14 protein-coding genes are annotated in these 20,249 nt (G+C 60.0%); 10 read left to right on the top strand and 4 right to left on the bottom strand.

Translation table 11 applies throughout. The annotated features are described in order from the left end of the window. Window positions 1–26: 26 nt before the first annotated feature. The 10 genes from J2T09_RS04225 to J2T09_RS04180 all read left to right on the top strand — a co-directional run bounded on the left by J2T09_RS04225 (window position 27) and on the right by J2T09_RS04180 (window position 14,804). Window positions 27–2,492 (top strand): glycogen/starch/alpha-glucan phosphorylase, encoded by a 2,466-nt coding sequence (locus J2T09_RS04225; RefSeq protein WP_306831418.1) that lies wholly within the window; start codon window positions 27–29, stop codon window positions 2,490–2,492. Further along, window positions 2,489–4,714 (top strand): 1,4-alpha-glucan branching protein GlgB, encoded by a 2,226-nt coding sequence (gene glgB, locus J2T09_RS04220; protein ID WP_306831417.1) that lies wholly within the window; start codon window positions 2,489–2,491, stop codon window positions 4,712–4,714. The genes J2T09_RS04225 and glgB overlap by 4 nt, the downstream gene beginning before the upstream one ends. Before the next feature lie 35 nt (window positions 4,715–4,749). After that, window positions 4,750–6,012, top strand: coding sequence for a glucose-1-phosphate adenylyltransferase (gene glgC, locus J2T09_RS04215; RefSeq protein ID WP_306831414.1), 1,263 nt, complete (start codon window positions 4,750–4,752; stop codon window positions 6,010–6,012). Window positions 6,013–6,039: 27 nt separating this feature from the next. Then, entirely contained in the window at window positions 6,040–7,485 is a 1,446-nt protein-coding gene (gene glgA / locus J2T09_RS04210; RefSeq protein ID WP_306831683.1) for a glycogen synthase GlgA, read from the top strand. Between the two features lie 2 nt (window positions 7,486–7,487). Then, window positions 7,488–9,116: an alpha-D-glucose phosphate-specific phosphoglucomutase gene (locus J2T09_RS04205; RefSeq protein WP_306831682.1), complete on the top strand. Its 1,629-nt coding sequence runs from the start codon at window positions 7,488–7,490 to the stop codon at window positions 9,114–9,116. Window positions 9,117–9,399: 283 nt separating this feature from the next. Beyond that, a complete protein-coding gene (gene glgX / locus J2T09_RS04200) occupies window positions 9,400–11,352 on the top strand; it encodes a glycogen debranching protein GlgX (protein ID WP_306831412.1) in 1,953 nt (650 codons plus the stop codon). A gap of 96 nt (window positions 11,353–11,448) precedes the next feature. Further along, the gene (locus J2T09_RS04195; RefSeq protein WP_306831410.1) at window positions 11,449–11,937 is read left to right on the top strand and encodes a MaoC family dehydratase; all 489 of its coding nucleotides are present in this window, start codon (window positions 11,449–11,451) and stop codon (window positions 11,935–11,937) included. Between the two features lie 83 nt (window positions 11,938–12,020). Further along, complete coding sequence (locus J2T09_RS04190) at window positions 12,021–13,262, top strand: SAM-dependent methyltransferase (protein ID WP_306831408.1); 1,242 nt, start codon at window positions 12,021–12,023, stop codon at window positions 13,260–13,262. Between the two features lie 20 nt (window positions 13,263–13,282). Then, on the top strand, window positions 13,283–14,347 hold the full coding sequence (locus J2T09_RS04185) for a DUF2332 domain-containing protein (RefSeq protein WP_306831407.1): 1,065 nt from the start codon (window positions 13,283–13,285) through the stop codon (window positions 14,345–14,347). Window positions 14,348–14,672: 325 nt separating this feature from the next. After that, window positions 14,673–14,804: a hypothetical protein gene (locus J2T09_RS04180; protein ID WP_306831405.1), complete on the top strand. Its 132-nt coding sequence runs from the start codon at window positions 14,673–14,675 to the stop codon at window positions 14,802–14,804. 15 nt (window positions 14,805–14,819) lie between these two features. Here J2T09_RS04180 and J2T09_RS04175 read toward each other — a convergent pair whose 3' ends face one another. From J2T09_RS04175 to J2T09_RS04160, 4 genes are read right to left on the bottom strand one after another with little or no spacing between them, the layout of a single operon-like run. Continuing rightward, window positions 14,820–15,392 carry a sarcosine oxidase subunit gamma gene (locus J2T09_RS04175; protein ID WP_306831403.1) on the bottom strand — a complete coding sequence of 191 codons (573 nt, stop codon included), beginning with the start codon at window positions 15,390–15,392 and terminating at the stop codon, window positions 14,820–14,822. After that, window positions 15,385–18,393, bottom strand: a complete 3,009-nt coding sequence (locus tag J2T09_RS04170; protein ID WP_306831401.1) for a sarcosine oxidase subunit alpha — start codon at window positions 18,391–18,393, stop codon at window positions 15,385–15,387. Before J2T09_RS04170 ends, J2T09_RS04175 begins: the two co-directional genes overlap by 8 nt. Next, window positions 18,390–18,746 (bottom strand): sarcosine oxidase subunit delta, encoded by a 357-nt coding sequence (locus J2T09_RS04165; protein WP_306831400.1) that lies wholly within the window; start codon window positions 18,744–18,746, stop codon window positions 18,390–18,392. Before J2T09_RS04165 ends, J2T09_RS04170 begins: the two co-directional genes overlap by 4 nt. An 18-nt stretch (window positions 18,747–18,764) precedes the next feature. Next, entirely contained in the window at window positions 18,765–20,018 is a 1,254-nt protein-coding gene (locus tag J2T09_RS04160; RefSeq protein WP_306831398.1) for a sarcosine oxidase subunit beta family protein, read from the bottom strand. Window positions 20,019–20,249 lie beyond the last annotated feature (231 nt).

Below are 20,249 nucleotides of genomic sequence, written 5' to 3'. Positions count from 1 at the left end.
GCTCCTCCAGCAAAGTTGGCGATATCATGAGTACTACCGTCTTTTCCAATGACCTTCCTCATCCCGCTCCGCGTTCCTCGCGCCCGGAAATCATGGCCGAGGAGATCATCGAACGTCTCACCTACCGTATCGGCAAGGACGTACAGGTCGCCAAGCCGCATGACTGGCTGACCGCCACGATTCTCGTGGTGCGCGACCGCATCATCGACCGCTGGATGGAAAGTACCCGTCAGGCCTACAAGACCGGGCAGAAGCGGGTCTATTATCTATCGCTGGAATTTTTGATCGGCCGCCTGATGCGCGATGCCGTCTCCAACCTCAACCTAATGACCGAAATCCGTGATGCGCTGACCTCGCTCGGCGTCGATATCAATGTCATCGCCGGCCTCGAACCCGATGCCGCGCTTGGCAATGGTGGTCTTGGCCGCCTGGCTGCCTGTTTCATGGAGAGCATGGCAACGGTAGAAGTCCCCGCCTACGGGTATGGCATTCGTTATATCCACGGCCTGTTCCGACAGCAGATGGCAGACGGCTGGCAGGTGGAACTGCCCGAAACATGGCTTGCCCACGGCAATCCATGGGAATTCGAGCGCCGCGAAAGCTCCTATGAAATCGGGTATGGCGGCTCGGTCGAAACGGTGGGCGGTTATGACGATGCGCCGCGTTACGTCTGGAAACCGGCCGAACGTGTTATCGCCATGGCATACGACACACCGGTCGTCGGCTGGCGCGGCAAGCGCGTCAACACGCTGCGCCTGTGGTCGGCCCAGCCGATCGATCCCATCCTGCTCGATGCGTTTAATGCCGGCGATCATATCGGCGCACTGCGTGAGAGCAACAAGGCCGAGGCGCTGACCCGCGTTCTCTACCCCGCCGATGCCAATCCGGCCGGTCAGGAACTGCGCCTGCGCCAGGAATATTTCTTCTCGTCGGCCTCGCTGCAGGACATTCTGCGCCGCCACCTGCAGCAATATCCGGACTTCACCAACCTGCATGACAAGGTGTCGATCCAGCTCAACGACACGCATCCGGCCGTCTCCATCGGCGAACTGATGCGTCTTCTCGTCGATGTGCACGGCATGGAATTCGAGGAAGCGTGGGAGATCACCCGCCACACCTTCTCCTATACCAACCACACGCTTTTGCCCGAAGCACTGGAAAGCTGGCCCGTACCGCTGTTCGAGCGCCTGCTGCCGCGCCACATGCAACTGGTTTACGCGATCAACGCAAAAATCCTGCTCGAAGCCCGCAAGGAAAAGCAGTTCGGCGAAGCCCAGATCCGCTCGATCTCGCTGATCGATGAAAGCGGCGACCGTCGCGTACGCATGGGCAATCTCGCCTTTGTCGGCTCGCATTCCGTCAACGGCGTCTCGGCGCTGCACACTGACCTGATGAAGGAAACGGTGTTTGCGGATCTGCACACACTCTACCCGACCCGCATCAACAACAAGACCAACGGCATCACCCCGCGCCGCTGGCTGATGCAGTGTAATCCGGGCCTGACGGGCCTCATCAAGGAAGCGATCGGCGACAAGTTCCTGGATGATACGGAAGCGCTGAGCGAACTCGACAAGTTCGCCGACGACAAGGCCTTCCAGGAAAAATTTTCCGCCGTGAAGCGTGCCAACAAGGTGGCGCTCGCCCAACTGGTCGGCAGCCGCATGGGCATCCGGCTTGATCCATCAGCCATGTTCGATATCCAGATCAAGCGCATCCACGAATACAAGCGCCAGCTTTTGAACATCGTCGAAGCCGTTGCTTTGTATGATCAAATTCGCTCGCATCCGGAACTGGATTGGGTTCCGCGCGTTAAGCTCTTCGCAGGCAAGGCAGCCCCCAGCTACCACAATGCGAAACTGATCATCAAACTCGCCAACGACGTGGCGCGGGTCATCAACAACGACCCGGCGGTGCGCGGCCTTCTGAAAGTGGTTTTCGTGCCCAACTATAACGTCACGCTGGCCGAGACCATGGTCCCGGCCGCCGACCTGTCCGAGCAGATCTCGACGGCCGGCATGGAGGCGTCGGGCACCGGCAACATGAAGTTCGCGCTCAACGGCGCACTCACCATCGGCACGCTCGACGGCGCCAATGTCGAGATGCAGGAACATGTCGGTGCGGAAAACATCGTCATCTTCGGCATGACGGCGGAAGAGGTCGCGGCAAAACGCGCCAGCGAATACAATCCGCGTGAGGTCATCGAGGGCTCACGTGAACTGTCGCAGGCGCTGCATGCGATTGCATCCGGCGTCTTCTCGCCGGATGATCGCAACCGCTTCACCGCCCTGATGGACGGCATCTACAACAACGACTGGTTCATGGTCGCCGCCGATTTCGACGCCTATGCGAAAGCGCAGCGCGATGTCGACCAGATCTGGACCGATACCGCGTCCTGGTACTCCAAGACGATCCGCAATACCGCTCGGATGGGATGGTTCTCGTCCGATCGCACCATCCGTCAATATGCGACGGACATCTGGAGAGCCATATGACGAAATCGCCAAAAGAGCTTGGAGAAAAGGAAGCTCTGGATAAGACCAGGGCTCCCGGTGAGATTCCCCTCTCCGAGATCGAGGCGATCATCAATGGCAAGCACACCAATCCCTTCGCCGTTCTGGGTGTCCACCAGATCGGCGAGGGTTTTATCGCCCGCTGCTTCATTCCCGGTGCCGAGGAAGCCATCGTGCTCACCCTCGACGGCAAGGATCTGGGCGAACTGAAACTGCGCCACGAGGCCGGTTATTTCGAGGGCATGGTGGCCGTCACCAGCCAGCAGCCTTTGCGTTACCGCGCCGCCCGTGGCGATGTCGAATGGGCCGTCACCGACCCCTATTCCTTCGGCCCGGTTCTCGGCCCGATGGACGATTATCTGCTGCGCGAAGGTTCGCACCTGCGCCTGTTCGACAGAATGGGTGCGCACCCGCTCAAACACGAAGGCGTCGAGGGTTTTCACTTCGCCGTCTGGGCCCCGAATGCGCAGCGTGTTTCCGTTGTCGGCGAGTTCAACAACTGGGATGGCCGCCGCCATGTCATGCGGCTCAGGCAGGATACCGGCATCTGGGAAATCTTTGCACCCGACGTGCGCGCCGGTGCAGCCTACAAATATGAAATCGTCGGTGCCGACGGCACGCTTCTGCCGCTGAAGGCCGACCCTTACGCCCGCCGTGCCGAAATGCGCCCGAACACGGCTTCGGTCACCACACCGGAACTCGAGCAGAAATGGGATGACGCCGCCCACCGCGAGCACTGGGAAAAGGCCGACCATCGCCGCCAGCCGATTTCCATCTATGAAGTGCATGCCGGTTCATGGCAGCGCCGCGACGACGGCACGTTCCTCTCGTGGGACGAACTGGCCTCGCAGCTGATCCCTTATGTCACAGATATGGGTTTCACCCATATCGAATTCCTGCCGATCACCGAACACCCCTATGATCCGTCATGGGGTTACCAGACCACCGGCCTTTACGCACCGTCGGCCCGTTTCGGCGAGCCGGAAGGGTTTGCCCGTTTCGTCAACGGCTGCCACAAGGTCGGCATCGGCGTCATCCTCGACTGGGTACCGGCGCATTTCCCGACCGACGCGCACGGCCTTCGTCATTTTGACGGCACCGCCCTTTACGAACATGCCGATCCGCGTCAGGGCTACCACCCCGACTGGAACACCGCGATCTATAACTTTGGCCGCGTCGAGGTTCTTTCCTACCTCATCAACAACGCGCTCTACTGGTCTGAAAAATTCCACCTCGACGGGTTGCGCGTCGATGCCGTCGCCTCGATGCTCTATCTCGATTATTCACGTCGCCACGGCGAGTGGGTGCCGAACGAATATGGCGGCCGCGAAAACCTCGAATCCGTGCGTTTTCTGCAAAAGATGAATTCGCTCTCCTATGGCGCGCATCCCGGCGTCATGACGATTGCCGAAGAAAGCACGTCATGGCCCAAGGTTTCGGCTCCCGTTCACGAGGGCGGCTTGGGTTTCGGCTTCAAATGGAACATGGGTTTCATGCACGACACGCTGTCCTATATGGGCCGCGATCCGGTGCACCGAAAGTTCCACCACAGCGAGATCACGTTTGGCCTCGTTTACGCCTTCTCCGAAAATTTCGTGCTGCCGATCAGCCATGACGAAGTCGTGCACGGCAAGGGCTCGATGATCGCAAAAATGGCCGGCGACGACTGGCAGAAATTTGCCAACCTGCGCTCCTATTACGGCCTGATGTGGGGTTATCCGGGCAAGAAACTGCTGTTCATGGGCCAGGAATTTGCCCAGTGGAGCGAATGGAGCGAGGAGCGCGCGCTCGACTGGAACCTCTTGCAATACCACATGCACGAGGGCATGCGCCGCCTGATCCGCGACCTGAATTTCTGCTACCGCTCGAAACCGGCCTTGCATGCGCGCGATTGCGAAGGCGAAGGGTTTCGCTGGCTGGTCGTCGATGACGACGACAACTCCGTCTATGCATGGCTCAGAATGTCGCCGGGAGAAAAGCCGGTGGCGGTGATCTGCAATTTCACGCCCGCCTACCGCGAAAACTACCGAATTTCCTTGCCGAATGCCGGTCGCTGGCGCGAAATACTCAATACCGATGCCGAGATCTATGGCGGCAGCGGCAAGGGCAATGGCGGCCGCGTGCAGGCGGTCGATGCGGGAGGCACCATCTCCGCCGAAGTGACGCTGCCACCCTTGGCGACCATCATGCTGGAACTGGAATAAAAGCACGCAAGAATTCGAAATTTGGGGAGGATGAAATGACCACGAAACGCGTTCAACCACTCGCACGTGATGCCATGGCCTATGTTCTGGCCGGCGGCCGGGGAAGCCGCCTGAAGGAACTGACCGACCGGCGCGCCAAACCCGCCGTCTATTTCGGCGGCAAGACCCGCATCATCGATTTCGCGCTCTCCAACGCGCTCAATTCCGGCATCCGCCGCATCGGCGTCGCGACACAATACAAGGCGCATTCGCTGATCCGCCACATGCAGCGCGGCTGGGACTTTTTCCGCCCCGAGCGTAACGAAAGTTTCGATATTCTCCCCGCCTCCCAGCGCGTTTCCGAAACGCAGTGGTATGAAGGCACGGCCGATGCCGTCTACCAGAACATCGACATCATCCAGGATCACGGCGTCGAATACATGGTCATCCTTGCTGGCGACCACGTCTACAAGATGGACTACGAGCTGATGTTGCAGCAGCACGTCGATTCCGGCGCCGACGTCACCGTCGGCTGCCTGGAAGTGCCGCGCATGGAAGCCGTCGCCTTCGGGGTCATGCATGTCAACGCCAAGGACGAGATCATCGATTTTGTCGAAAAACCCGCCGACCCGCCGAGCATTCCCGGCGACCCGGACCATGCGCTGGCCTCGATGGGCATCTATGTCTTCCATACCAAATTCCTGATCGAAGCGCTGAAACGCGACGCCGCCGATCCGAATTCCAGCCGCGATTTCGGCAAGGACATCATCCCTTACATCGTTGCCAACGGCAAAGCCGTCGCCCACCGTTTCGCCAATAGCTGCGTGCGCTCCGATTTCGAACGCGAACCCTATTGGCGCGATGTCGGCACGATCGATGCCTATTGGCAGGCAAATGTGGACCTGACCGCCGTCATCCCGACGCTCGACATCTACGACAAGTCCTGGCCGATCTGGACCTATCAGGAAGTCACGCCGCCGGCGAAATTCGTGCATGACGACGAGGACCGCCGCGGCTCGGCGATTTCCTCGGTTGTGTCGGGCGATTGCATCATTTCCGGTTCGTCGCTGAACCGCAGCCTGTTGTTCACAGGTGTGCGCGCCAATTCCTATTCACGCCTCGACGGTGCCGTAATCCTGCCGAATGTGCGCATTGGACGGCACGCTCAGCTTCGCAATGTCGTCATCGATGCCGGTGTAACCATTCCGGAAGGACTGGTGGTCGGTGAAGATCCCGAAATCGACGCAAAGCGGTTCCGGCGCAGCGAAGGCGGGATCTGCCTGATCACCCAGAAGATGATCGACAAGCTCGACATCTGAAGACGAAACGGGGTTTTGAAAACGAACATGCAGGTTCTGGCCGTCGCATCCGAACTGTACCCGCTGGTGAAAACCGGCGGGCTTGCCGATGTGGCCGGTGCGCTGCCCTTGGCGCTCAAACATTATCGTGTCAGCACCAAAACCCTCATCCCCGGTTATCCGGCGGTGATGGCAAAACTGCGCGGCGACACCACGCAGCGCCTGCATTTCGACAACCTGCTGGGCGTCTCCGCCGATATCATCGAAACCCATATCGACGGTCTCGATCTTCTCGTTCTCGACGCACCGGAACTGTTCAACCGCCCCGGTGGCCCTTATGCCGATGCGACCGGCGCCGACCATGCCGACAACTGGCGCCGTTTCGCCGCCCTGTCCTTGGCCGCAGCCCGCATCGCCGCTGGCGAGATGGAAGACTGGCAGCCGGACCTCGTGCATGTGCATGACTGGCAGGCCGGTCTCGTGCCCGCCTATATGCGTTATGGCGACACGCCCGAATTGCCGAGCCTGATCACCATCCACAACATCGCCTTTCAGGGCCGGTTCGATGCCAGCGTTCTGCCGCATATCGGCCTGCCTGCGCATGCCTATGACATCGATGGTGTCGAGTTTTACGGTGGCGTCGGTTATCTCAAGGCCGGGCTGCAGACGGCTTGGGCGATCAACACGGTCAGCCCGACTTACGCCGAGGAAATTCTGACACCGGAATTCGGCATGGGCCTCGAAGGCCTGCTGACCACCCGCGCCGAACACCTGTCCGGTATCGTCAACGGCATCGATACCGATGTCTGGGATCCACGCTCCGATGCGGCTTTGACGACCCATTACAGCGCCGCCACCTTGAAAACCCGCGTCGTCAACAAGCGCGGCGTCGAAGCCCGTTTCGATCTCGATGAAGATGATGGCCCGCTGTTCTGCGTCGTCTCGCGGCTGACCATGCAGAAGGGCATGGACGTGCTGGCCGAACTTGCCGACGATATCGTCGCCATGGGCGCGCGTCTCGCCATCCTCGGCTCCGGCGATCCGTGGCTCGAATCCGAACTTCTCGCCGCCGCCATCCGCCATCCCGGCCGCATCGGCATCAACCGTGGTTATGACGAGCCGCTGTCGCACCTGATGCAGGCCGGCTCCGACGCCATTCTCATTCCGTCCCGTTTCGAACCCTGCGGACTGACCCAGCTTTACGGCCTGCGTTACGGCTGCGTGCCGGTGGTCAGCCGCACCGGCGGTCTCAACGATACCGTCATCGATGCCAACCCGGCCGCAATATCGGCCGGAGCCGCAACAGGCGTGTCCTTCAACGCCGTCACCACCGATAACCTGCGCCGCGCCATCAGGCGCACTGTCGGCCTTTACCAGAGCCCCAAGATCTGGTCGGTCATGCAGAAGCAGGGCATGAAATCGGATGTCTCCTGGGACAAGAGCGCCGGGCTTTATGCCGACCTCTACGCCCAACTCATTGCAAATAAAGGATGACCATGTTCAAGACCGTCACCACCGCGCCTTACAAGGATCAGAAACCCGGCACTTCGGGCCTGCGTAAAAAGGTTCCGGTTTTCCAGCAGGAAAACTACGCCGAAAATTTCATTCAGGCGATTTTTGACAGCCTTGAAGGGTTTGAAGGCAAGACGCTGGTGATCGGCGGCGACGGCCGGTATTATAACCGCGAAGTCATCCAGAAGGCGCTGAAAATGGCAGCCGCCGCGGGCTTCGGCAAGGTCATGGTCGGTCAGGGCGGCATTCTCTCGACGCCTGCTGCGTCCAACCTCATCCGCAAATACAAGGCCTTTGGTGGCATCGTGCTGTCGGCCAGCCACAATCCCGGCGGCCCGACCGAAGATTTTGGCATCAAGTACAATATCGGCAATGGCGGCCCGGCTCCCGAAAAGATCACCGACGCGATCTTTGCCCGCACGCAGGTCATCGATACCTACAGAATAGCTGACGTCGCCGATATCGATCTCGATGCGATCGGAACGTTCGATCTTGCCGGCATGACGGTGGAAGTGGTCGATCCGGTCGCCGATTACGTCACGCTGATGGAAGAACTGTTCGATTTCCCGGCCATCAAGGCGCACATCGCCGGCGGCTTCAAGGTGGTGATCGACAGTATGGGCGCCGTCACCGGCCCCTACGCCGTGGAAATCCTCGAAAAGCGCCTCGGCGCCCCTGCCGGTTCGGTGCGCAATTCCACGCCGCTGCCGGATTTCGGCGGTCATCACCCGGACCCGAACCTCGTTCACGCCAAGGAGCTGTATGACGACGTCATGAGCCCGACCGGCCCGGATTTCGGCGCCGCTTCCGATGGCGATGGCGACCGCAACATGGTGGTCGGCAAGAACATGTTCGTCACCCCTTCCGACAGCCTCGCGATCATCGCCGCCAATGCGACGCTGGCACCGGGTTACGCCAAGGGCATTGCCGGCATCGCCCGCTCCATGCCGACCAGCGCTGCCGCCGACCGTGTGGCGGAAAAGCTCGGCATCGGCATGTACGAGACCCCGACCGGCTGGAAATTTTTCGGCAACCTGCTCGACGCCGGCAAGGCCACCATTTGCGGTGAGGAAAGCTTTGGTACCGGCTCCGACCATGTTCGCGAAAAGGACGGTCTCTGGGCCGTGCTGTTCTGGCTGAACATCTTGGCCGTGCGCAAGGAAAGCGCCTACGACATCGTCACCAAGCATTGGGCCGAATATGGCCGCAACTACTATTCGCGCCACGACTACGAGGAAGTCGACAGCGACGCCGCCAACGGCATGATTGCCGCCCTGCGTGAAAAGCTCTCCACCCTGCCCGGCCAGACATTTGGCGCACTCAAGGTCGAAGCTGCCGATGACTTTGCCTATAACGACCCGGTCGATGGCTCGGTCTCGAAAAACCAGGGTGTTCGCGTGCTGTTCGAAGGCGGCAGCCGCGTCGTTTTCCGCCTCTCCGGCACCGGTACATCCGGCGCCACCATCCGCCTTTACGTCGAACGTTACGAGCCGGATGCATCCCGTCACGCCATCGAAACGCAGGAGGCACTCGCCGACCTGATTGCTATCGCCGACGAGATTTCCGAACTGAAGAAGCGTTCGGGCCGCGATGCTCCGACGGTCATCACCTGAGGTTGTTGCTGCTGAAAACGAAAGGTCGGCGGATGTCGTTACCCCCCTCTGCCCTGCCGGGCATCTCCCCCTCAAGGGGGGAGATCGGATGTGGCGATCTCGTACCCTTTTCGCTTTTCAGCACTGGCAGCAACGACGCATACCGAGATAACACGGCGAGCACGCTTCCAGCGGATCTCCCTTCTTATGGGCAGGGCTATCACACATGGATTGCTCAGGTTGCCGTTCAGCCGATCTCCCCCCTTGAGGGGGAGATGTCCGGCAGGACAGAGGGGGGTATCTGATGCCCTCAAGTCTGACACCCCACCTCGGCGCCACCCTCACCGATACCGGCGCCACCTTCGCCATCTGGTCCTCATCCGCCAAAGAGATCAAACTCTGCCTCTTCGACGATACCGGCGAAACCGCCCGCCACACACTGACGCGCGGCGATGACAACGTTCACCACATCACCCTCCCCGGCATCATCGCCGGCCAGCGTTACGCCTTTCGCGCCAACGGCACCTACGATCCCGATCGTGGCCTGTGGTTTGACCCCTCCAAACTACTGGTCGATCCTTACGCCCGCGAACTCGACCGCCCTTTCCGCCACGATGTCCGCCTGATGCGTTTTGGCGAGGACACCGCCGCTATAGTGCCCAAAGCCATCGTCACAGCGGGCAACCCTATCAAGGTCACAGCGCCAAAATTCAAACCCGGCGGTTTTGTCTACGAAGTGGCGGTGCGCCCCTTCACCATGCTGCACCCTGACGTTCCGGCACATCAGCGTGGCACCATCGCCGCACTTGCCCACCCCGCCGTCATCGCGCATCTCCAAAAAATCGGCGTCGATGCCATCGAACTGATGCCGATCACCGCCTGGATCGATGAACGCCATTTAGCCCCGCTCGGCCTCACCAATGGCTGGGGTTACAATCCGGTCGCCTTCATGGCGCTCGATCCGCGCCTCTGCCCCGGCGGCATGGTTGAACTGCGCGAGACGGTGGCGACATTGCATGAAGCCGGCATCGGCACCATTCTCGATCTCGTTTTCAACCACACCGGCGAAAGCGATCGTTATGGCGCAACGCTCTCCATGCGCGGTTTCGACAATCTTTCCTATTATCGCCATCTGCCGGATGCGCCTGACGTGCTGGTCAACGATACCGGCACCGGCAATACAGTCGCCTGCGACCACCCGGTCGTCCAACGCCTGATCATCGACACGCTGCGCCATTTCGTGACCGAAGCCGGCATAGACGGTTTCCGCTTCGATCTCGCCCCCGTTCTCGGTCGCACGGCAAACGGCTTTGTCCGAGATGGCGGCACGCTGTCGGCCATCCTCGCGGATGACGTTCTGGCCGACCGCATCATGATCGCCGAACCCTGGGATATCGGTCCCGGCGGTTACCAGCTCGGCAATTTTCCTCCCCCATTCCTCGAATGGAATGATCGCGCCCGCGACGATTTTCGCCGTTACTGGCGTGGCGACAACGGCCTGACCGGAACGATTGCCAACGCGCTCGCGGGCTCATCGGAAATCTTTTCCCGCCACGATCTGACGCAAACCCGCAGCGTCAATTTCCTCGCCGCGCATGATGGTTTTACGCTGATGGACCTCGTGTCCAACCAGCACAAGCACAACGAAGCCAACGGCGAAAACAACCGCGACGGCCACGGCGAAAATTTTTCCTGGAACAACGGTACCGAGGGCACGACCGACGATCCGTCCATCCTCGAAAACCGCCGTCGTGATGTCATCGCCCTGCTCTCCACCCTGTTCGTCTCTCGTGGCACGGTGATGCTGACGGCCGGTGATGAAGGCGGCCGCTCGCAGGGCGGCAACAACAACGCCTATTGCCAGGACAACACCATCACCTGGGTGGACTGGGCAAAACTCGATCCGGCCATCATCGCCCACACGGCTTTTCTCTCTGGTCTGCGCAAACGGTTCCCGGCCTTTGCCGACACGACGTTCCTGACCGGCAAGGGCGATGTCGAATGGTTTTCCGCCCGCGGCGAGATCATGACCGTCGAAGACTGGGAACGCAGCGATGTCTCCACGCTGACCATGGCGCTTTCCACGCCCGACCAGACCACCGGCCGCAATGTGCGCGTCGCCGTCCTCTTCAACCGTGGCCATCAAAACATCGAGGCTCGCCTGCCCGGCAACAACTGGCAGACGCTGGCATGTGACGGTTTTATCGATACAATCATGCTGTCGCCGCGTTCTGTCGGTTTCTGCATCGAAACCTGATCTCGCAACCACGCAGTCATTCTTGAATCATGCAATTTTTACAAAGCTCTAGAACACTGGCCGGACATCATCGAGCCATTCAGCCGAGGACAGAACATGCGCCATGAAATTTCACTGAGGGATGTGAAGGATCTCGTCGGAACCGAGATCGGCGTGTCCAGCTGGATGACCGTCGACCAGACAATGATCGACACCTTTGCCGATGCCACCAACGACCACCAGTTCATCCATGTGGACCCGGAACGCGCCGCAGCGGAAAGCCCTTTCGGCGGCACCATAGCGCATGGTTTCCTGACCATCTCGCTGCTGTCTGCCATGAATTACGAAAGCCTGCCGGTCATCCGTGAACAGACGATGGGCCTCAATTACGGTTTCGACCACATCCGCTTCGGCTCACCGGTGAAGACCGGCAGCCGCATCCGCGGCCATTTCACGCTGAAGGAAGCCCGTTTTCGTGGCGGCGCCATGCTGATGACCACCTATGACATCTCGATCGAAATCGAGAACGAAAAGAAGCCGGCGCTCACCGGAAGCTGGACGACGATCGTGCAGTTCGACCCAAAGGATCGGCCCGAGGACGCGTAACCGGAAAAACTGCAATTTTCTGATGCATGCCAGACATTTGCAGTGCTAGGCTGGGAACATTCATCCCCGCTTCCGGAGGCCGCATGTTTCCTCTCTCGCATATGATGAAATCCTTTATCCGCAATGGTCGCCTTACGGTGATCGATGCCGATGGCAAGCGCCATGTCTTTTCCGGCACGTCGGGTCTCGAAGTCACCATGCGGCTGACCGACCCAAAGCTTTACAAAAGCCTCGTCTTCAATCCGGAACTTGCCGCCGGCGAGGCCTATATGGACGGTACGATGCGGTTCGAGGAAGGCTCAACGCTGCAGGATTTTCTCACCCTGTTTTCGGTGAACCGGCTGTCGCTCGGCTCCTACCCGCTGCAAAAGGTGTTGCGGGCGATCAAGATGCGGTTCCGCAAACGCCAGCAGTCCAACCGCAAGGGTCAGGCGCAACAGAACGTCGCCCACCACTACGATCTCGGCAACGAATTCTACAAACTCTTCCTCGACGACAACATGCTCTATTCCTGCGCCTATTTTCGCGAGGAAGGCGAAACGCTGGAACAGGCGCAGCGCAACAAACTGCGGCTTCTGGCAGCAAAACTCGGTCTGAAGCCGGGCATGAAAGTGCTGGATATCGGCTGCGGCTGGGGTGATCTGGCGCTGTATCTCGCCGCCCTCGAAGACGTGCAGGTTCTGGGCGTGACGCTGTCCAAGGAACAGCAGGCGCTGGCATCGCAGCGGGCGCAGAAGGCCGGTTTGGCCGACCGGGTCAAATTCGAGCTTCGGGATTATCGCGACGTTTCGGAAAAATTCGATCGCATTGTCTCGGTCGGCATGTTCGAACATGTCGGCGTGCATCACTACGACGAGTTTTTTGCCAAGATAAACACGCTGATGCCGGATGAGGGCGTGATGGTGCTGCACTCGATCGGCCATATGAGCCCGCCCGGCATGGCAAGCCCGTGGCTTCGAAAATACATTTTTCCGGGCGCGTATTCCCCCGCCCTTTCGGAAGTGTTCGAGGTGGTGGAACAGAACAGTCTCTGGGTGACGGATCTGGAGTTTCTGCGCGTGCATTACGCCACCACTCTTGCCCATTGGAACAACCGCTTTCAGGCGAACCGCGACAAGGTGATCGAACTCTATGACGAACGTTTTGCCCGCATGTGGGAATTTTATCTGATCAGCGCCGAGATGATGTTCCGCACCGGCAGCCAGATGGTCTTTCATATGCAATTATCCAGAAAGCGCGATGCAGCCCCGATCGTGCGCGATTACATCACCGATAGACAACGCGATTATATCGAGCGCGAGAAGCGGCTCGACCTATCCCTTTGAGGCAATGCAGGAGGAACCATATGGCCCATAAGACAGATCGCGAAACCGCCGTGCGTGATGCCTTTCGCAAGCAGATCAAGGCAGCGACGGAGCTTGGCTCCCCCTTCGTCGCACATCTGTGTCGCCTCTTTGCCGAACGTCTGGATCATGGCACCGCTGTCGGCCGCGCCGTGCTGGATTGGCCGGGCGACGCCTCGATCAATAACGATATCATACCGCTGCGGCTGGCCGGCTCACTCCATGCGCTCGTTCTGTCGAGCGAGGACAAGGCCCTGAAGGCGGTTTATCCGCCGAACGAAACCGATGACGACAGGCTATGGCATGCCTTGCTGAACGCATTCGAAAAGCATGCCGATTTTATCACAGAACGACTGCAATCGGCGCCGCAAACCAACGAAATCCGCCGTTGCAACGCGCTTCTGCCGGGTTTTCTCACCATCGCCGATCTGTTCGGCAAGCCATTGGACCTGCTTGAAGTCGGCGCCAGCGCCGGGCTCAACCTGCAATGGGATCGCTACCATTACGATCTCGGCGGTTTCGAATGGGGCGATCCGGCCTCGCCCGTGCATCTGAAGCCGGATTGGCAGGGGCCGCTGCCTCCCGATGCCGAAATCACCATCGCAAGCCGACTCGGCTGCGACTTGAACCCGCTCGACGTCACCTCGGAGGATGACCGGTTGCGGCTGAAATCCTATGTCTGGGCGGATCAACCCGACCGTATGCAACGTCTCGACGCGGCACTCATGCTCGCCGTCGATAACCCGCCACCGGTGGAACGCGCCGATGCGCTGGAATGGCTGCCGCGCGAACTGGTAAAACCACCGACAGGCGCCGTGCGGGTCGTCTACCACTCTATCGCCTGGCAATATCTGCCGGCAGCCTTGCGCGCCCGCGGCGAAGCCACCATTGCCGAAGCCGGCAAACGCGCCACGAAAGACCAGCCGCTTGCCCGCCTGCAGATGGAAGCCGACGACAGACAGGATGGCGCAACGATCAGCCTGCAGATCTGGCCGACGGGCGAAATCCGCGAACTGGGGCGGGTGGATTTTCACGGGCGCTGGGTGAAGTGGAAGGGGTGGTGGTAGATCGCCTCACGATACCGATAGACCGTACGATTTGACGGCACCAAAACACAACCTATGCTCGCATTCATAAGAGTAAGGCTGAGACTATGAGCGGGCTTGATGTCGCGGAAATCGAACAGACAAAACTGCTGGCGAATGCACTGGATCGTGCCTCAACAGCGTGTTTTACGGTAGGAATTGCAACGCCGCTCGCCGGATATGCTTATAACCTTGCTGCGTTCACAACTCTCTCGACGCCTCGAATGGCCGTAACCATCACAGCTTGGCTTTTAGGCGCGGTGATATTACATTACCGTGCCAGACGGATACTCAGGAGACTGGCTTGATGGACTTCTGGTTCTTTTATTCGATTGTTCTGCCCGCAATCGTTGTTCTGCTTGGTTATGTTGCATCCCGCCTGCACGAATGGGACCTCGACCGCCGGCAAAAACTGAAACATCGCCAGCCCGGCGAATGACTTTTCGCGGCGCCCTCAGAGCGCCGCGTCCCTCGCGCCTTCCGCCAAAAGCCCGAACGCATAAGTCGAAAACGATCGCCACACTTCGACCCGGAACGCATCGTCCGCCGTCCGAAGCAGCACGATTTCCACCTTGCCCAAATTGGTGCGCGAGCAGGCACCAACCGGAAACACCGCCAGCGACAGATCCTGCGGGCAACCGGTATTGATGGCAGCCGCCGCACCGGGACCCGATACGATGATTGCCGTGTTGCGGTGGGAAACGTCGGTTGCCGAATGCGGCACGGCGGCTTTTGACGCCGCCTCCACCAAAGCGCTTCCGGTATCCCCGGTACCTTCCGCGATCACCAGCCACTCATCCGGGCCCAGCCACAGCGCCGTGCGACCATTGGCGGAAGCAGATGTTTTCGGTCTTGTCGGAAGATCGACACCGAGTGCCGCCGACAATGCGGCAACATCGGCAGCCACCACCCGCAACGAGATGCGTTCGGCCGGTGCCGCCAGTTCAAGCCGGGCGACGGACGAGCCGCCGTGAGCACCCGACAGCGGAAGGGTCCTTGTTGCGATCTCAGCCCCAAAATCAACCATTGATACGGCCTCCTTCCTTGTCCACGAACACGACGTCGGTCACTTCGACAGCGATCACCTTGTCCTTCATCGGCACGTAAAGAGTCTCGCCCATTCTGGCGCGGCCACTGGCCACCAATGCCATGGCGATCGACCGGCCGAGATTTTCCGACCAGTAGGACGATGTCACATGCCCAAGCATGGTCATCGGCTTCGGCTGGTTCGGATCGGCAACGATCTGGCCGCCCTCCTCCAGCACTTCGTTCGGATCCTTTGTCAGCAGGCCGACCAGTTGCTTGCGCCCCTCCCGCACGAGATCCGGGCGTTTCAGGCCACGGATACCGACAAAATCGGTCTTCTTCCTGGAGACCGCCCAGCCGTAGCCGGCATCGTCCGGCGTGACCGTGCCGTCCGTATCCTGCCCGACGATGAGATAGCCCTTTTCGGCGCGCAGCACGTGCATGGTCTCGGTGCCGTAAAGGCAGGCACCCAAACTTTGCGCACGCTCCCAGATCGCCGACCACACGGCCGGACCGAAATCTGCCGGCACATTGACTTCGAAGCCGATTTCACCGGTAAACGACACACGGAACAGACGCGCCGGCGCGCCCATCACCGTGCACTCGGCAACCGACATATGCGAAAACGCTTCGTTGGAAATGTCGAGACCTTCCACGAACGGCGCGATGATTTCGCGCGCCTGCGGACCCTGAACGGCAATCACCGCCCATTGTTCGGTGGTCGAGGTCAGCCAGACCTTCAGATGCGGGAATTCGGTCTGCAGATAGTCTTCCATATGCTGCAACACGCGCGGCGCACCGCCGGTCGTGGTGGTCACATGAAAACGATCCTCGGCCAGACGCCCGACGACACCGTCGTCATAGATGAAACCGTCTTCACGGGTCATGATGCCGTAACGGCTTTTCCCGGGTTTCAGCGTATCCCAGGCATTGGTGTAGAGCAGATTGAGGAAAGCGGCCGCATCCGGACCCACGACCTCGATCTTGCCGAGTGTCGAGGCATCGAACACGCCGCCGACTTCGCGCACCGTCCTGCATTCGCGGTTAACGGCGGCGTGCATATCCTCGCCGCGGCGCGGAAAATACCAGGCGCGTTTCCAGTTGCCGACATCCTCGAACTCGGCACCCTCAGCGGCTTCGAGATCATGCATCGGCGTCTTGCGGGCCGGATCGAACAGTGGTCCACGCGAGTGCCCGACCAGCGTGCCGTAAGTCACCGGCGTATAGGGCGCGCGAAACGTGGTGAGACCCACCTGCGGGATCGGACGACCCAGCATTTCCGATGCAATGGCAAGGCCATGCATATTGGACAGCTTGCCCTGATCGGACGCCATGCCATTGGTGGTGAAACGCTTGATATGCTCGATGGAATGCATGCCCTCGCGCACGGCAAGGCGAATGTCCTTGGCAGTCACGTCATGCTGGAAATCGACAAAGGCCTTGACTGTCGTATCAGGTCCCGCCCCTTCGGCCGCACCGATCATGCCGCCGGTCCATTCATAGAGATTGGAGCCGGCAAAAGCGATGGCATCGATGCTGTCGGCCCCCTTGTGGCCGGCCATCTCGGCACCGGCGGACAAGGCTTCGCCGATCAGCGTCGACAGATCGTCCGTGCCATTGCAGGCGCCGATGGAGATGCAATCCTGCGCATAGATATCCGGCAGGAAGCGGTCGTTTTCGGCATCGAAACGCAGTTTTCCGCGAGACTGAGAGAAAAGGTGCACCGAAGGCGTCCAGCCGGCCGAGACCAGCAGCGTATCGACCTTGAGCTTGCGGCCGGACTTTTCGCCGTTGCGGGCAACGGTGATGGACGAGACGCGATGACGACCGGCCGTATCGAGCACGGAATGGCCGAGCAGTACCTCGAGCCCAAGCGAACGGGCCTCCGTCAGCACCGCCTCGCCCGGCAGTTTTCGGTTATCGACAATGGCAACCACATCGATACCGGCGCGCTTCAGATCGAAAGCGGCCTCATAGGCGCTGTCATGTGCGGTGTAGACGGCCACGGCGCGACCGACGGCAACGCCGTGATGGTTGAGGAAGGTGCGCGCGGCAGAGGCGAGCATGATGCCGGGACGGTCATTGTTGGCGAACACCATGTGGCGTTCGATCGAGCCCGTGGCGAGGACAACCTTTTTCGCCCGCACCTGCCACAGGCGTTCACGCGGCAGATCTTTCGACGGCAGCGCCAGATGATCGGTAACGCGCTCCACGAGGCCGAGAAAGCCGTGGTTGTAATACCCGAACACGGTGGTGCGGTTGAGCACCGTCACATTCGGCATCGCCTTCAGCTTGGCAGCCGTGGCCTGCGCCCAGTCATAACCATTTTTGCCATCAATCTCGGTCGATGTATCGAAATGCAGCGCACCGCCCACTTTCGGCTGTTCATCAACGAGGATGACCTTTGCACCGGTGGCAGCAGCGGAAAGCGCCGCTGTCAGGCCGGCAACACCGGCACCGGCGATCAGCACATCACAGTGCTCGTAACGGCTGGCGTAATGATCCGTGTCGCCTTCCTTCGGCGCTTCACCAAGCCCTGCGGCACGACGGATGATCGGCTCATAGAGTTTGTGCCAGGCCTCCTTCGGCCACATGAACGTCTTGTAGTAGAAACCGGCGGCAAAAAACGGCGACAGCAGATCGTTGAACGCGCCGATATCGTGTTTCAGCGACGGCCAGCGGTTCTGCGAAGCGATCTTTGCGCCGTCAAAAACTTCCTGCACGGTGGCGCGCACGTTCGGCTGGCGACGGGATGCATCACGCGAGACATCGAGCAGCGCATTCGGTTCTTCCGGCCCAGCGGACAAGATGCCGCGCGGGCGGTGATATTTGAACGAACGGCCAAGCAGATGCACGCCATGCGCCAAAAGCGCGGAGGCAACCGTATCGCCTTCCAGTGCCGTATAGGTCTTGCCGTCGAAGGTGAAACGGGCGGTGCGGGCTGGTGTGTGACGGCCCGCGCCCTTGATGCGGAACGCACCTGAATTGGAGGAAGCGCTCATCGGGCATCTCCTTCCGTCTGTTCCCACGTTTCTATTGTCTTTTCCTCGGCAATCGCCTCGGCTTTTGCGGCGGCTGGAATGGGCTGTTTCGGAAGGCCTGCCTTGTAGGTCATCAGGAACTTGTCGCTCACCGTATCGCGCGCCGCGTTGAAGAAACGACCGCAGCCATGGATATGCCGCCACCGTTCATAGGTGAGGCCCTTTTCGTTGTTGCGCAGGAAAAAGAACTCGGCGAACTCCTCATCCGAAATCGCGGAAATGTTGTCCGGCCGGGCAATATGCGCCTCGCCGGCCCAGCGGAATTCCAGCTCGGACCGCTCTTCCTCGCAATAGGGGCAGTGGATCAAAAGCATCTGGTCTATCCCCTCAAATCAATGCGCAACGGCGGCAGCTGCCGCTTCGTCGATCAGGCGGCCGGTGCGGAAACGGTCGAGATTGAGGCCAGCGGCCAAACGATGCGGCTCGCCTCTGGCGATCAGATGCGCGAACAGGTTGGCGGAACCCGGCGTCGCCTTGAAACCACCCGTGCCCCAGCCGCAATTGACGAACAGGCCCGGCACCGGCGTGACACCCTGGATCGGTGAACGGTCGGGTGTGTTGTCTGTAATGCCGCCCCACTGGCGCATCATTTTGACCCGGCGGAAGATGGGAAACAGTTCGCAGATGGCATCCAGCGTATGCGTGATGATCTGCAGGCCACCGGTCTGGCTGTAGGAATTGTACTGGTCGGTACCGGCACCGATCACCAGCTCGCCCTTGTCGGACTGCGAGATATAGGCATGCACGGTGTTGGACATGACCACGCAGGGGAAGATCGGTTTCAGCGGTTCCGACACCAGCGCCTGCAACGGATTGGAATGCAAAGGCACGCGCACGCCTGCCATTTCCATCACCACGGACGAATGGCCGGCAGCCGACACGCCGATCTTCTTGGCGCCAATGAAACCCTTGGAGGTTTCGACACCCTGAACCTCGCCGCCCGGCCCGCGGCGAATACCGGTGACTTCGCAATTCTGGATGATATGCACGCCACGATCCGCAGCAGCACGCGCGTAACCCCAGGCGACGGCATCGTGACGGGCCGTGCCGCCGCGACGCTGAAGGGCCGCACCATTGATCGGATACCGCGCCGTCTTGGAGATATCGAGGACGGGAACAAAAGCCTTGGCCTGTTCCGGCGACAGCCATTCGTTGTCGATGCCGTAAAGCCGGTTGGCATTGATGTGTCGCTTGAACGACTGCTGGTCGTGGATGTTGTGCGACAGCATCATCACGCCGCGCGGCGAATACATAGTGTTGTAATTGAGATCCTGGCTCAGGCCTTCCCACAGTTTCAGGGAATGCTCATAGATATCCATGCTCTCTTCATAGAGATAGTTGGAGCGGATGATGGTGGTGTTGCGGCCGGTATTGCCGCCGCCGAGCCAGCCCTTCTCGATCACCGCGATATTGGTGATGCCATGTTCCTTGGCGAGATAATAGGCAGCCCCCAGACCATGCCCGCCAGCACCGATGATGATGACGTCGTAACTGGAGCGGGGTTCGGGCGATGTCCATTGCTGGTCCCAGCCCTTGTGAGCACGCATTGCCTCGCGTGCGATGGCGAAAACCGAATATCTGCGCATCTGGCCTCTCTTCCTTGCTCCACCTCAAGGGTCTTTCGACCACCTTGAATTGGGTAATGTCATACCCATCGCAAATCAATATGCGCCGCAATGGCCACTTTGCGACGCCTGAGAGGTTTGTTTCGACACGGAGAAAAACGTAGCTCGCTGCAATTGCATTTTTACACATTAACCACCTGCCGGAGATTGTCTTGCAAGACCCGTACATTTGCGGCTGATTGCGGCAGGAAC

It is taken from the genome of Neorhizobium huautlense, from assembly GCF_030811685.1.
GTDB classification, from domain to species: Bacteria; Pseudomonadota; Alphaproteobacteria; order Rhizobiales; family Rhizobiaceae; genus Neorhizobium; species Neorhizobium huautlense_A.
This window is presented reverse-complemented; position numbering and strand designations above follow the sequence as displayed.